Annotated in this window: 13 protein-coding genes and 1 other RNA gene; 4 read left to right on the top strand and 10 right to left on the bottom strand. The window is 63.3% G+C overall.

Annotated elements, in window-relative coordinates; all coding sequences use genetic code 11:
* Positions 1-61: 61 nt before the first annotated feature.
* From ettA to WJT74_RS04660, 8 genes are all read right to left on the bottom strand, one after another.
* Positions 62-1,741 carry an energy-dependent translational throttle protein EttA gene (gene ettA / locus WJT74_RS04695; RefSeq protein WP_343347438.1) on the bottom strand — a complete coding sequence of 560 codons (1,680 nt, stop codon included), beginning with the start codon at positions 1,739-1,741 and terminating at the stop codon, positions 62-64.
* 144 nt (positions 1,742-1,885) lie between these two features.
* Positions 1,886-3,520, bottom strand: a complete 1,635-nt coding sequence (locus WJT74_RS04690) for a long-chain fatty acid--CoA ligase (protein WP_343347436.1) — start codon at positions 3,518-3,520, stop codon at positions 1,886-1,888.
* Positions 3,521-3,568: 48 nt separating this feature from the next.
* Positions 3,569-3,889 carry a YbaB/EbfC family nucleoid-associated protein gene (locus WJT74_RS04685; protein ID WP_343348102.1) on the bottom strand — a complete coding sequence of 107 codons (321 nt, stop codon included), beginning with the start codon at positions 3,887-3,889 and terminating at the stop codon, positions 3,569-3,571.
* 8 nt (positions 3,890-3,897) lie between these two features.
* On the bottom strand, positions 3,898-5,643 hold the full coding sequence (locus WJT74_RS04680; RefSeq protein ID WP_343347434.1) for a DNA polymerase III subunit gamma/tau: 1,746 nt from the start codon (positions 5,641-5,643) through the stop codon (positions 3,898-3,900).
* Between the two features lie 118 nt (positions 5,644-5,761).
* Positions 5,762-5,855, bottom strand: an RNA gene (gene ffs, locus WJT74_RS04675) — signal recognition particle sRNA small type.
* A gap of 95 nt (positions 5,856-5,950) precedes the next feature.
* A complete protein-coding gene (locus tag WJT74_RS04670; protein ID WP_343347432.1) occupies positions 5,951-6,283 on the bottom strand; it encodes a 2Fe-2S iron-sulfur cluster-binding protein in 333 nt (110 codons plus the stop codon).
* Complete coding sequence (locus tag WJT74_RS04665) at positions 6,280-7,368, bottom strand: cysteine desulfurase family protein (RefSeq protein WP_343347430.1); 1,089 nt, start codon at positions 7,366-7,368, stop codon at positions 6,280-6,282. Before WJT74_RS04665 ends, WJT74_RS04670 begins: the two co-directional genes overlap by 4 nt.
* Positions 7,365-8,438 (bottom strand): cysteine desulfurase family protein, encoded by a 1,074-nt coding sequence (locus WJT74_RS04660; RefSeq protein ID WP_343347427.1) that lies wholly within the window; start codon positions 8,436-8,438, stop codon positions 7,365-7,367. The genes WJT74_RS04665 and WJT74_RS04660 overlap by 4 nt, the downstream gene beginning before the upstream one ends.
* Positions 8,439-8,557: 119 nt before the next feature.
* On the opposite strand from WJT74_RS04660, the gene WJT74_RS04655 reads away from it, so the two are divergent.
* Entirely contained in the window at positions 8,558-9,214 is a 657-nt protein-coding gene (locus tag WJT74_RS04655; protein ID WP_343347425.1) for an alpha/beta hydrolase, read from the top strand.
* A 4-nt stretch (positions 9,215-9,218) separates the two neighbouring features.
* Here the strand turns inward: WJT74_RS04655 and WJT74_RS04650 are convergent, their stop codons facing one another.
* On the bottom strand, positions 9,219-9,392 hold the full coding sequence (locus tag WJT74_RS04650) for a hypothetical protein (protein ID WP_343347422.1): 174 nt from the start codon (positions 9,390-9,392) through the stop codon (positions 9,219-9,221).
* A 55-nt stretch (positions 9,393-9,447) separates the two neighbouring features.
* On the opposite strand from WJT74_RS04650, the gene WJT74_RS04645 reads away from it, so the two are divergent.
* Positions 9,448-9,699: a hypothetical protein gene (locus tag WJT74_RS04645; RefSeq protein ID WP_343347420.1), complete on the top strand. Its 252-nt coding sequence runs from the start codon at positions 9,448-9,450 to the stop codon at positions 9,697-9,699.
* 21 nt (positions 9,700-9,720) lie between these two features.
* Here WJT74_RS04645 and WJT74_RS04640 read toward each other — a convergent pair whose 3' ends face one another.
* Positions 9,721-10,665, bottom strand: a complete 945-nt coding sequence (locus tag WJT74_RS04640; RefSeq protein ID WP_343347418.1) for a threonine ammonia-lyase — start codon at positions 10,663-10,665, stop codon at positions 9,721-9,723.
* Between the two features lie 190 nt (positions 10,666-10,855).
* Here WJT74_RS04640 and WJT74_RS04635 point away from each other — a divergent pair, with 190 nt between their 5' ends.
* Together WJT74_RS04635 and WJT74_RS04630 are read left to right on the top strand one after the other, a co-directional pair.
* Positions 10,856-12,043 carry a type III PLP-dependent enzyme gene (locus tag WJT74_RS04635; RefSeq protein WP_343347416.1) on the top strand — a complete coding sequence of 396 codons (1,188 nt, stop codon included), beginning with the start codon at positions 10,856-10,858 and terminating at the stop codon, positions 12,041-12,043.
* A 35-nt stretch (positions 12,044-12,078) separates the two neighbouring features.
* The gene (locus tag WJT74_RS04630) at positions 12,079-13,155 is read left to right on the top strand and encodes a 1,9-bis(guanidino)-5-aza-nonane synthase (protein WP_343347414.1); all 1,077 of its coding nucleotides are present in this window, start codon (positions 12,079-12,081) and stop codon (positions 13,153-13,155) included.
* Positions 13,156-13,168 lie beyond the last annotated feature (13 nt).

Genomic DNA, 13,168 nt, shown 5'->3' with positions numbered 1-13,168 from the left:
GACCATAAGCTACTGAGGTTAGGGAATAAAGGGCGGATACCCCGCCCCTTATCGATACGTTTTAGCGGCTGAGCTTTTTGTAGCTGACGCGGCTCGGTCGATCCGCGGCATCGCCGAGGCGACGGCGTTTGTCCTCCTCATAGGCTTCGAAATTGCCTTCGAACCATTCGACATGGCTGTCGCCTTCGAACGCGAGGATGTGAGTCGCGAGGCGATCAAGGAAGAAGCGGTCGTGCGAGATTACCACGGCACAGCCGGCGAAATTCTCGATGGCTTCCTCCAGCGCACCCAGCGTTTCGACGTCGAGATCGTTCGTCGGTTCGTCCAGCAGGAGGACGTTGCCACCCTGCTTGAGCATCTTGGCGATGTGCACGCGGTTGCGTTCGCCGCCCGACAACTTGCCGACGTTCTTCTGCTGGTCGGCGCCCTTGAAGTTGAACGCGCCGACATAGGCGCGCGTCGATGCTTCGTGGCCGTTGACCTCCATGTAATCCAGACCGTCGGAAATTTCCTCCCAGACATTGTTGGTCGGCGTCAGGTCGTCGCGCGACTGGTCGACGTATCCCAGACGCACGGTCTCGCCGATCTCGACCTTGCCCTTGTCGGGCTGTTCCTGTCCGGTGATGATCTTGAACAACGTCGACTTGCCGGCACCGTTGGGGCCGATGACCCCGACGATTCCGCCGGGGGGCAGCGAGAACGAGAGATCTTCGAACAGCAGTTTGTCGCCATAGGCCTTGGTGACGTTCTCGATCTCAATGACCTTTCCGCCGAGGCGTTCGGGTACCTGGATAACGATCTGCGCCTTGCCAGGCTTGCGATTGCCCTGGCTTTCCTGAAGCTCCTCGAACTTGCGGATACGGGCCTTGGACTTGGTCTGGCGCGCCTTCGGCGATTGCCGGATCCATTCGAGCTCGCGGCTGAGCGATTTCTGTCGCCCGCTTTCTTCACGCGCTTCCTGCTCGAGGCGCTTGGCTTTCTTCTCGAGGTAGGTCGAATAATTGCCTTCGTACGGGAAATACTTGCCGCGATCCAACTCGAGGATCCATTCAACGACATTGTCGAGGAAGTAGCGATCGTGGGTGATCATCAGCACCGCACCGTGATATTCCTTGAGATGGTTTTCGAGCCAGTTGACGCTTTCCGCGTCGAGATGGTTGGTCGGCTCGTCCAGCAGCAGAATGTCGGGCTTCTGAATCAGCAGGCGGGTCAGCGCGACCCGGCGTTTCTCGCCGCCCGACAAATTTTCCACCGACGCGTCGGAAGGCGGGCAGCGCAAGGCTTCCATGGCGATTTCGAGCTGATTGTCCAAGGTCCAGCCATCGACCGCGTCGATCTCTTCCTGGAGCGTACCCATTTCGGCCATCAGTGCATCGAAGTCGGTGTCGGGACCGGGATCGCCCATCTCGTTGCTGATGGCGTTGAAGCGGTCGACCTTGTCGGCGACATCGCGCGCGCCGTCCTTGACGTTTTCGAGCACAGTCTTGCTCTCGTCGAGCTGCGGCTCCTGCGCCAGATAGCCGACCGAGATATTCTCGCCCGCCCAGGCTTCGCCCTGAAAGTCGGTGTCGATCCCCGCCATGATCTTCATCAGGGTGGATTTGCCCGCGCCGTTCGGGCCGACGATGCCGATCTTGGCACCCTGATAGAATTGCAGGTTGATGTTGGAGAGGACCGGCGCCTTGGCACCGGGGAAGGACTTGGTCATGTCCTTCATGACGAAAGCATATTGGGCGGCCATGGGTCGCGAATTCCTACGATGGGAGTTGAGTTGATGCGCAGGTAGCGAATGCAGGCGCGATATTCCAGTCTCCCCGCTGCGGAACGGGGATCCACGGCGCGGCGAACGATTCCCGAGCTTTAGCCTTTACCGGCAGTCAACTTGTCAGTCGCGCCCAGCCATCGCTTCGACACCATCGAAGCTATAGTCGATAAACTGTTCTCGAAGCGTCTTTTTCGACAATTTTCCGGTCGCGGTATGCGGTAGTTCGTCGACGAACTCGACCGCGTCGGGGAGCCACCATTTGGCGACTTGGTCGCGGATGCCTTCGATGACGTCGTCCGCGCTGGGATCTTTGCCTTCGCTCTTTACGCAAACAAGCAACGGCCGTTCGTCCCACTTGGGGTGGAAGATTCCGATGCAGGCGGCTTCGGCCACGCCGTCGACGCCGATGGCGGCGTTCTCGAGTTCGATCGAGCTGATCCATTCGCCGCCGGACTTGATGACGTCTTTCGAGCGGTCGGTGATCTGCATGGAACCGTCGGGATGCAGCGCGGCGACGTCGCCGGTCGAGAACCAATTGTCCCCGTCGACCGCAGGCTCGTCTGCCTTGAAATAGCGTTCGATGGTCCACGGTCCGCGGACCTGCAGATCGCCCGTCGCCTTGCCATCGCGCGGCAGGACCTTGCCGTCGTCGTCGACGATCCGCATTTCGATGCCGAAAGGCACCCTGCCCTGCCGCGCGGTATAATCGACCTGCTCCTCGTCGCTCATCTCGTCCCAGCCGTGCGGCTTGCCCGCGAGCGTGCCGATGGGTGACAGTTCGGTCATTCCCCAGGCGTGGCCGACCTCGACCCCGCGTTCGCGGAACCAGCGGATCATGGCGCGCGGCGCGGCCGATCCGCCGATCGTCACCATCTTGAGCGAACCGAGCTCGTCGCCGGATTTCTCGATATGGGCGATCATATCGACCCAGATGGTGGGAACGCCCGCGGAATGGGTAACCTTCTCCTCGCGGAACAGGTCGACCATGCGCTTGGCAGTGTAATCGGCGCTGAGCACCATCTTGCACCCCACCAGCGGGGCGGCCCAGGGAAGGCCCCAGGCATTGGCATGAAACATGGGCACGATCGGCAATGCGCAGTCGCGCTTGGCGAGATCGAAGCAGTCGGGCTGCACCTCGGCCAGCGCGTGGAGCATCATCCCGCGATGTTCGTAGATGACGCCCTTCGGATTGCCTGTGGTCCCGGAGGTGTAGCAAAGGCCGATGGGATCGCGCTCGTCCGCCTCGACCCATTCGAAATCTTCGTCGCCGTCCGCAATCCACTCTTCGAAGCTCGGGTCGCCTTCCCATCCCTCCGGCGGATCGTAGACGACGAAATGTTCGATGCTCGGCCATTTGTCGCGCATGGCGTCGACCAGCGGCTTCATCATGGCATCGTAGAGCATCACGCGATCTTCGGCATGATTGACGATGTAGGCGAGCTGTTCGGGAAAGAGGCGCGGGTTGAGGGTGTGCAATACACCGCCCATGCCGATCGTGCCGTACCAGCTGATCAGATGACGTTCATGGTTCATCGCCAGTGTTGCAATCCGGTCGCCCCGCTCGATACCAAGCGATTGCAGCTTGGACGCCAACTTGCGCGATCTGGTGGCGATTTCGGCCCAGTTGGTGCGCGTCATGCTGCCGTCGGCCCAAGCGGACACGACCTCGCGATCCCCATGTTCTCGGGCGGCATGGTCGACCAGCCGCATGACGTTGAGGGGCCAGTCCTGCTGGGTACCGAGGCGGATGGTCATGGCGTCACTCTCCTGAAGTGGGTTTGCCTTAATGAAGGGGCGATACCGCTAAGGCATCTGGAAGCCGGGCGGCATCTGGAGACCGCCGGTGGCTTTCTGCATTTCCTCTGCCGCGGCCTGATCGGCTTTCATCTTGGCATCGTTGAAGGCGGCGGCGACAAGATCCTCGAGCATGCCCTTGTCGTCGGGCTTCATCAGGCTGTCGTCGATCTCGACCCGAATGATGCGTCCTTTGGCGCTGGCGCGAATCTTGATCATCCCGCCGCCGGACGAACCCTCGACCTCGATCTTGTCGAGATTGGCTTGGGCGTTGGCGAGATCTTCCTGCGCTTTTTTCGCCATTTCCATGATGGCGTTCATGTCGGGCATTTCGGGCATTAGCTTGCGTCCTTTATGTCGGTGAGTTCGGCATCGGGGAAGGCGTCGGTTACCGCCTTCACCATCGGGGATTGCATGACGGCATCGCGGTCGGCCTGTTTCGCCATGACCGCTTGTTCGGCGAGGCTGGGGCCGCCCCCCTGCCGTTCAAGCGACACGGTCCACGCTCGGCCGGTCATTCCTTCGGCGGCCTTCGCCAACGAGCGCGCGAAATCGCCGTCGAGCGGAGCTTTCGGCTGAAGCGTCAGGCAGGGCGGATCGTATGCGACGACTCCCACCTTGTCATGCAGTTCGACGGCGAGCAGCGCGTTGGCCGTATCGCGGTCGATGAGGGCATGAAAATCGGCGAAGGTGGGCGGCAGTCCCGCGTGCGAACGGTCGGCGGTCGCGCGGGGCGGCGCTTCGGCCGGACTCTTCTGCGGTTCGGCGATCGTTGATGCGGCTGCGGGCGGCGCCCGAGTCGGGGCCGGTGCGAGATCTGGACTGGCATTGGCGGGCGCAGGGGGCGCCCTGCCCCCATTAAGCGCATCGATGACCGCACCGGGATCGGGCATCCCCGCTGCATGAACGGCGCGAAGCAAGGCCATATCGGCGGCTTCGCGCGGGTCGGGAGCGACCTCAACGTCCTTCAGCCCTTTCAGGAGCAATTGCCAAAGCGAATGCAGCTGGGGCCAGCCCATCGCTTCGGCGTCCGCGGCGATGGCGGCGCGTTCTTCCGTCGAGCGGAGGACGTCATCCTTGCCGCTGGCCTTGCGGCGGCTGATCGCATGGAGGCTGTCGAGCAGGCCGCGCATCAGGGAGGCAGGCTCGAGGCCCAGTTCGTGCGCCTCGTCGAGGCCCGCGAGCAGGCCCGCATCGTCGCCGTCCATCAGAAGATCGAGCAGCCGCCGTACCCGGCCGCGATCGGCAAGGCCGAGCATGTCGCGGACTTCGGCGGCGCTGACCTCCTTGCCGCCGTGTGCGATCGCCTGGTCGAGCAGCGACAGGCCGTCACGTACAGATCCTTCGGCAGCGCGCGCGATGATGGCGAGTGCGTCGGGCTCGACGGCGATGCCCTCTTTCTCGGCGATCCCCGCGAAATGGTCGGCGAGCTGATCGGCGGAGATGCGCCGGAGGTCGAACCGCTGGGTACGGGAAAGGACGGTCACGGGGACCTTGTCGACCTCGGTCGTGGCGAACAGGAATTTGACGTGGGGGGGCGGTTCCTCGAGAGTTTTCAGCAGGGCGTTGAACGCGCTTTTCGACAGCATGTGGACTTCGTCGATGATGTAGATCTTGTATCGCGCCGAGACCGAGGAATAACGCACCGCCTCGATGATCTCGCGCATGTCGTCGACGCCGGTGTGGCTGGCAGCGTCCATCTCGATCACGTCGATGTGGCGACCCTCGGCGATCGCCTGGCACGGCTCGCAGACGCCGCACGGGTGGATCGTCGGGCCGCCATTGCCGTCGGGACCGATGCAATTGAGGGCCTTCGCCATGAGCCGCGCGGTCGAGGTCTTTCCGACCCCCCTCACCCCCGTCATCAGAAAGGCGTGCGCGATGCGGTCACTTTCGATCGCGTTGGCCAGCGTGCGTACCATCGCATCCTGGCCGATCAGTTCGTCGAAGGTCGTCGGTCGATACTTGCGCGCGAGTACCTGATAGGCGGCATTCTCGGACGCCTGCGGCTGTTCGGGTTCGTCGAGGCCGAGGCCTGGCCCGGCGTCGATCTCGGTGGGAATGTCGGGCGAATCGTCGGTCACGTGCCGAGGCTAGCAGGACCGCGATGGCTTGCGTAGCGGCTTCCGGACTTCGTCGGGATCGGCGTCGACTACCCGGTCCAAGCGCAGGACAGAAACGCATGCGCCGTGACGGATGTATAGGGGTGGAAGCCGACGACCCGACCGAAACCGCTGTGGCTGCTCCCTTCCGGGCCTGACCAGGTTCACGGACAGATCGTCCGCCGACTTCCGAGACGCCATATGGCAATGCGGGCGCCGCGATGCAAGTCGGTCATGAACCCCTCCCAACCGGCTCGGACGGCCAGGCGCTCCGTTCCGAAGCAAGAGGCTAGGACTTGCTCCAGTCGGTATGCTTGCCGGGCATCCGGACGGTCAGCGTGCCGTCGGCAGGAACCTCCACTTGGCAGGCGAGGCGCGAGGTGGCGGTGACGTAGGGAGCAAAGTCGAGGAGGTCGTCTTCCTCCTCGCTCGCGGGCGGGAGGGCGGCAAAGTCCGCGGGGTCGACGACGACGTGGCACGTGGAACAGGCCATCGCCCCCTCGCACGTGCCTTCGAGCGGCTGACCGGCCGCTTGCGCGACGTCGAGAAGGCGCTTGCCGGGCGCGGCGTCCACCTCTCGATCGAGGCTGCCGTCGGTCTTGAGGAAACGGATGCAGGTCATTGTTTTTTGGCGCTTTGGTCGAGCTGTCGAAGGGCGTCGGCAAAGCGGTCGGGATCCGTATAGCGACCGAAGCCTAAACGGATCGAGCTTCGGGCCTCGCGGTCCGAAAGGCCGAGGGCGCGAAGGACGTGGCTCGGACGCCCCGATCCGCTGGCGCACGCACTGCCGAGCGAGAAGGCGATATCGCGATGGTCGGCGAAAAGGCGCGCTGCATCGAGCCCTTCGCGCCGCAGATTGAGGTTGCCGTGATAGCGGTGGTCGACGCTGCCGTTGAGGTGCCAGTCCGACAAAATGGTGCGCGCGATTTCCCACAGACTTTCGACGTGGGCACGATCTTTCTCGAAACGCTGCCGCGCCAGTTGCGCCGCCATACCGAAGCCGGCGCAGAGCGCGGGGCTCAGAGTCCCGGAGCGCATGCCTTTCTCCTGTCCACCGCCGTGGATCAGGGGTTCCGGCGTGACGCCGTCACCCAACCACAGTGCTCCAATGGCCTTGGGGCCGTGGATCTTGTGCGCGCACACGGCGATCATGTCGGGACCCTCGGGGATCGGCACCCTCCCCAAGCCCTGAACCGCGTCGCAGAGCATGAGCGCACCTGCCTCGTGCGCGATCGCCGCAATCTCGGCGACGGGCTGGATCACCCCGATCTCGTTGTTGACGAGCATCGCCGCGACCAGCGCGGTATCGGGACGGAGCGCCGATTTTACTCGATCCAGATCGACGATGCCGTCGGTCTCGACCGGTAGAACCGTGACGTCATGGCGTCGCCCCGCGAAGGCGACCGTGTCGAGCACGGCGGCATGTTCGGTCGCGAGCGTGACGATATGGGCGCGTTGCTCGGGCAGAATGCCGCGAATGGCCCAGTTGAGGCTTTCGGTCGCCGATCCCGTGAAGGCGAGCGTACCGGTGTCGCGGCCGAGCGTTTCCATGACCTGGTTGCGGGCAATCTCGATGGCGACGGCGGCCTCTCGCCCCGCGCGATAAGGGGCGTGGGGATTGGCGAACTTCTCGTCTTGCCACGGCTCCATTGCGGTACGCACCTCGGGAGCGAGGGGCGTGGTGGCCTGATAATCGAGGTAGATCACGCGGCGCGGGCGCGCTTCAGTATATTGTCGAGGCGGACCAGCAATTCATCGATGTCGGCCTCGCCCGTATCGGGGCCGAAGCTCACGCGAACGAAGGCTTCGTGGATTTGCGATTCCAGCCCCATTTCGCCGACGACACGGCTGCCCTTCATCGCTCCCGATGAGCAGGCCGAGCCGGCCGAGACGGCGACACCGGCCAGATCGAGTTGCACGAGCAAGGTCGGCGCCTTCGTGCCCGGAAAGGCGATTCCGCCGATCGTAGGAATGCGGGGGGCAGTCTCGGCAATAATGACGCCGCCCCGTTCTTTCACCGCGTTTTCAAGGCGTTGGCGGAGGGCTTCATGACGCGGCATCGCCTCGAAATAGCGCCCCGCTTCGAGCGCGGCGGCAAAACCGGCGGCTGCGGGCACGTTCTGCGTACCGCGCCGGTAGCCTTTTTCCTGGCCTCCCACGGGTTCGAGCATCGCGAGGTCCTTCACAAGCAGTGCGCCGATGCCGGGCGGACCGCCGAGCTTGTGGGCCGAGATGGCGATCATGTCCGCATCGGGCAGCGCGATCTTGCCCCCGGCCTGCGCCGCATCGCATAGGAGCAGTGACCCTGCGGCGTGAACCGCGTCGCGGATTGCGTCGATGGGTTGGATGACGCCGGTCTCGTTATTCACGAGTTGAACGCCGACGAGCGCCGGATCGCCGTCCAGAGCGTCGGCAAGCGTGTCCATGTCGACGATGCCATCTCGGTCGACCGGCAGCTTGACGGCGTCGTTGCCGAAATTCGCCGGAACGACGTCATGTTCGGTCGCGCCGAAGATTCGCCGCGGTACCCGAGCGTTTCGGGCGGCCAGCGCAATCGCCTCGCTCGCGCCGCTGGTGAAGAGGAGGTCGTGATCCCAATTTAGCTTTCGCTTGATCGTGCGGCGGGCATCTTCGAGGATCTTGTGGCAGCCGCGCGCCTCGGCATAGGGGCTGTTGGGATTGGCCCAGCAATCGAAGGCCGCCGTCACCGCGGCGCGCGCTTCGGGATGCAGCGGCGTGGCGGCGGCATGGTCGAAATAGAGCCGTTCGATGGTCATTGGATCCCCTCTTGCGCGTGGCGACTCGCGATTGCGCCGCGCGATTGCGCCTCTATATAGGGCACACGCGCACGGATCGCCTCTTTCGTGCAACTTTGTATCATAGCCAAGGTCATCCCATGCCTGAAGTGATTTTTCCCGGACCCGAGGGCCGTCTCGAAGGCCGTTTCACCCCCGGTCCGCGGCCGCGTGCGCCCGTCGCCCTGATCCTGCATGCCCATCCGCAGGCCGGCGGCACGATGAACAACCAGATCGTCCAGATGCTGCACAAGGATTTCGTGCGGCGCGGGTTCGCGACCTTGCGGTTCAACTTCCGCGGCGTCGGGAAGAGTCAGGGGACGTTCGACAATGGCATCGGCGAGTTGTCGGACGCGGCCAGCGCGCTCGATTGGGTCCAGCAGGTTCACCCGGAGGCCGAGGTGACGTGGGTCGCGGGGGTCAGTTTCGGCGCGTGGATCGGGATGCAGTTGCTGATGCGCCGCCCCGAAATCCGCGGATTCATTTCGATCGCTCCGCCCGCGAACATGTACGATTTCAGCTTCCTCGCCCCCTGCCCCGCCAGCGGCATCATCATCCAGGGCACGGCCGACGAGGTCGTCACGCCGCAGGGCGTGCAGAAGCTCGTCGACAAGTTACGGACGCAGAAGCACATCACGATCGAACACAAGGAAATCAAAGGCGCGAACCATTTCTTCGCGGACGAGATTCCGGAGCTGTTCAAGGAAATCGACACCTATCTCGACTATCGCCTAGACCCGGATTGCCCGATCCGCTGATCGTCTAGACCGTCCAGATCAGCACGTTGGCGACGAGGATGATCGCCATCGCCACCATCAGCCAGCCGCGCTGGCGGGTCTGGCGATCAGGTTTGCGCACCTGCGAGAGGCCGACGGCGCCCAGCAGGAAAGCGGCGACCATGGCGAACGACAGGGCGGCGGTGGCAAGCGGTGGCATCGTTTCCCCGGAAGTTCATGCTTTCTTTACCCTCTCGCGTCTATTCGCGGTGGGCATGGCAACGACTAGCCCCGAAGTTCGGCTCGAGGAAGCCTTCGAACGGATCGAGGAGACGATCCTGCCCTGCATCTCCATGATGCTGGAAACGCTGCTCGATGCCTCCGCGGGCATGGAGGAAGCCGATCCCAAGGCATTGGCCGCCGAACTGCAGATCCTCGCTGCGGAACTAGAAGAATTGATCCAGGCGGTCGAACGGTCCAGTCCGGCGCGGATGGATCCCGGCCCCTATCGCGCCCAGGTAGCCTAGCGGTTTTCGTAGCTCCGACGATTAGTCGCGCGCGACCAATCGGTCATGTAGCGCCGGATCGACGTTGCCGCCACTGACGATCGCGATATCGCCGTCTCGCGGTTCGATCACCCCTGACAGAAGCGCAGCAAGTGCGACCGAGCCACCCGGCTCGACGGTCTCGGCGCATCGCTCGTGCGCCCATCGAACCGCCTCCCGTACCGACGCTTCGCTCACTTGAACGCCGCGCGCGCCCGCGTCACGCAGAATGGCGACGGTAGCCTCGGCGGGGCGGAAGGTCTGAATGGCGTCGCACAGGGTGAGTGGCGGGTCGTCGCCGACCGACTGCGGCGTGCCGGCCGCGATACTGCGCGCCATGTCGTCCCAGCCGACCGGTTCGACCACCACGATTTCCGCTTCGGGACATGCCAGCGCAATCCCTCCCGAAAGCCCACCGCCTCCGCAACAGACGAGGATCCGCTCGACGGGCTCGTCGGACTGTTCGAGAAGTTCGAGGCCGACCGTCCCCTGCCCTGCGATGATGAAGGGATCATCGAAGCTGGGGACGAGCGTGGCGCCGGTGTCCGCGGCAATCCGCGCGGCAATTTGCTCGCGGCTTTCGGTCATTCGATCGTAGGTCACGATCCGCGCGCCTTCGGCTCTGGTCGCCTCCAGCTTCACCCCGGGCGCATCGACCGGCATGACGATCGTGGCACGGATGCCGAGCCGCCGAGCGGCGATGGCGACACCGCGGGCGTGATTGCCGCTGGAAAAGGCGACGACGCCGCGAGCGCGTTCCTGGTCCGACAAGGCCAGCAATCGATTCGATGCGCCGCGCAACTTGAACGAACCGCCCGTCTGTCTGCTTTCCCACTTGATCCGTACGTTCGCATCGCCGATTGCGTGGGTTGTCAGCGGGGTGCGCTCGACCGCGCCCGCAATCCGCTTTGCGGCGTCTTTTACATCGTCGCGGGTCGGAACATTCATGGCTCGCTAAGCCTTTCATTGTCAAAGAGAAGTCGTTGGCTTGGCGCGGGGCGTTTCGTCGTCGGTGTTAAGCCACTTTACATCGCCATGGAAAGCGCCATATAGCGCGCCGGCTGCCCCATGGGACTTCCGCAAGGCAGCAAGTGTTGAACAGGCCGTAAGAGGCCGGACATTTCGGAGGTCCCGTGAATTGCACGACCATCATTCCGCGCTGGGGCTAGTCCAGGCCCGCAGGCCCATCCTTCCCGTTACCTTGATCCGTCCGCACGCGGCATTCCGCGCTGCGCGTTTCTTCGTCGAGAAGTTTCCGGGCAAAAGCCTTTATGCGGTAAAGGCCAATCCCGATCCCGACCTTCTCCACGTCCTCTGGGAAGCGGGCATTACCCATTATGACGTCGCGTCGATGGGCGAGGTTCGGCTCGTCAGCGAAACGCTTCCCGAGGCGACCCTGTGTTTCATGCACCCGGTCAAGGCCGAGGAAGCGATCGAGGAAGCCTATTTCTGCCACGGCGTGAAGACATTCAGCCTCGACAGCCTCGATGAGCTCGAGAAAATCCGCCGCGGTACGCGCGGGGCGACCGATCTCAACCTGTTGGTACGGCTGCGGGTGTCGTCGGACCATGCCAAGCTGAGCCTCGCTGCGAAGTTCGGTGCGGAGCCTGAAGAACTGACGCAATTGCTGATGGAAACGCGGCAGGTCGCCGATGCGCTGGGCCTGTGTTTTCATGTCGGAAGTCAGGCGATGAGCCCGGCGGCGTTCGGCGATGCGATGGAACGGGTCCGTCAAGCCATCATCGACAGCGCCGTGACGATCGACATCGTCGATGTGGGCGGCGGCTTTCCGAGCGCCTATCCCGACATGGAGCCTCCGGCCCTCGACGGTTTTTTCCAGATGATCCATGAAAAATTCGAGGATCTGCCGATCAGCTACTCCGCCGAACTGTGGGCCGAACCGGGCCGTGCTCTGTGCGCCGAATATTCGAGCGTCCTGGCGCGCGTCGAGCAGCGGCGAGGCGATACGCTCTACATCAACGAGGGCGCCTACGGGGCGCTCTTCGATGCCGCGCACGTGGGGTGGCGCTATCCTACCAGCCTCGTGCGCAGCGAACCGAGCGAGGCGCCCTTGAAAGGGTTTCGCTTCTTCGGCCCGACCTGCGACGACATGGACAAGATGGAAGGCCCCTTCTTCCTTCCCGACGACATCAAGGCGGGCGACTATATCGAGATCGGCATGCTCGGGGCGTATGGCAACGCGATGCGGACTGGGTTCAACGGCTTCGGCGTCGAGGACGTCGTTCGCGTGTCGGACGAACCGATGCTGACACTCTATGGCGCACGGCCGGAACCCGACGACGCCAGCAACGTCGTGCGCTTGTAAGCCGCGCATTCACCAAGATCACAAGGAGTCACGACATGAGCGATGACATCGCCACCCATCCGCACGAGGATCAGATCGACCGTCAGAAGAAGGCCGAGCTGTTGCAGAGCCCGGTCGAGCATATCGACATCACGTCGTTCGACGCGCGTCCCGTCATCGATGCGATGGGCAAGATGAGCTTCACGAGCCGTGACCTGGCCCGTGCCACGCGCATCTATAACCAGATGCTCGAGGACAAGGACTGCTCGGTCATCCTCGTCGTCGCCGGCTCGACCAGCGCGGGCGGTTGCATGGACCTCTATGCCGAACTCGTGCGCAACAACATGGTCGACGCCATCGTCGCGACCGGCGCCACGATCGTCGACATGGATTTCTTCGAAGGTCTTGGCCACAAACATTACCAAGCCCTTGAAATCCCCGACGACAAGGTGCTGCGCTCGCTTTACATCGACCGCATTTACGACACCTATATCGACGAGGAGGCGCTCCAGGATACCGATCATACGATCGCCGAGATCGCAAACAGCCTCGAGGCAAAGCCCTATTCCAGCCGCGCCTTCATCCGCGAGATGGGCAAGTATCTCACGAAGAACGGGAAGAAGGACAACAGCCTCGTCAAGCTGGCCTACGAATATGACGTTCCGATCTTCTGTCCGGCATTCGTCGATTCCAGTGCGGGTTTCGGTCTGGTGAAGCACCAGGTCGACCGAATGAAAGCGGGCGAGGACTACATGGTTCTCGACGCCATCGCCGATTTCCGCGAGCTCACCGATATCAAGATCAGGGCCGGGACCACGGGCCTGCTGATGATCGGCGGCGGTGTTCCGAAGAACTTCGCGCAGGACACGGTCGTATGCGCCGAAATCCTCGGCCACGAGGACGTGGAAATGCACAAATATGCGGTCCAGATCACGGTCGCGGACGTGCGCGACGGGGCATGCAGCTCCTCGACGCTTCAGGAAGCCTGTAGCTGGGGCAAGGTGGATACCGCGCTCGAACAGATGGTGTTCGCCGAAGCGACGAGCGTCCTGCCGCTCCTGGCCAGCGACGCCTATCATCGTGGGCATTGGAAGGAGCGCACCAAGCGCGCCTTCGCGAAGATGTTCGACTAGCCGATACTTCCTA

The organism is Sphingomicrobium sp. XHP0239, from assembly GCF_039555325.1.
Classification (GTDB): domain Bacteria; phylum Pseudomonadota; class Alphaproteobacteria; order Sphingomonadales; family Sphingomonadaceae; genus Sphingomicrobium; species Sphingomicrobium maritimum.
This window is presented reverse-complemented; position numbering and strand designations above follow the sequence as displayed.

Coding starts and splice junctions, on each gene's coding strand:
- WJT74_RS04655 (WP_343347425.1), top strand. CDS start 8,558: ATGCCTGAAGTGATTTTTCCCGGACCCGAGGGCCGTCTCGAAGGCCGT.
- WJT74_RS04660 (WP_343347427.1), bottom strand. CDS start 8,438: ATGACCATCGAACGGCTCTATTTCGACCATGCCGCCGCCACGCCGCTG.
- ettA (WP_343347438.1), bottom strand. CDS start 1,741: ATGGCCGCCCAATATGCTTTCGTCATGAAGGACATGACCAAGTCCTTC.
- WJT74_RS04630 (WP_343347414.1), top strand. CDS start 12,079: ATGAGCGATGACATCGCCACCCATCCGCACGAGGATCAGATCGACCGT.
- WJT74_RS04645 (WP_343347420.1), top strand. CDS start 9,448: ATGGCAACGACTAGCCCCGAAGTTCGGCTCGAGGAAGCCTTCGAACGG.
- WJT74_RS04670 (WP_343347432.1), bottom strand. CDS start 6,283: ATGACCTGCATCCGTTTCCTCAAGACCGACGGCAGCCTCGATCGAGAG.
- WJT74_RS04690 (WP_343347436.1), bottom strand. CDS start 3,520: ATGACCATCCGCCTCGGTACCCAGCAGGACTGGCCCCTCAACGTCATG.
- WJT74_RS04640 (WP_343347418.1), bottom strand. CDS start 10,665: ATGAATGTTCCGACCCGCGACGATGTAAAAGACGCCGCAAAGCGGATT.
- WJT74_RS04650 (WP_343347422.1), bottom strand. CDS start 9,392: ATGCCACCGCTTGCCACCGCCGCCCTGTCGTTCGCCATGGTCGCCGCT.
- WJT74_RS04685 (WP_343348102.1), bottom strand. CDS start 3,889: ATGCCCGACATGAACGCCATCATGGAAATGGCGAAAAAAGCGCAGGAA.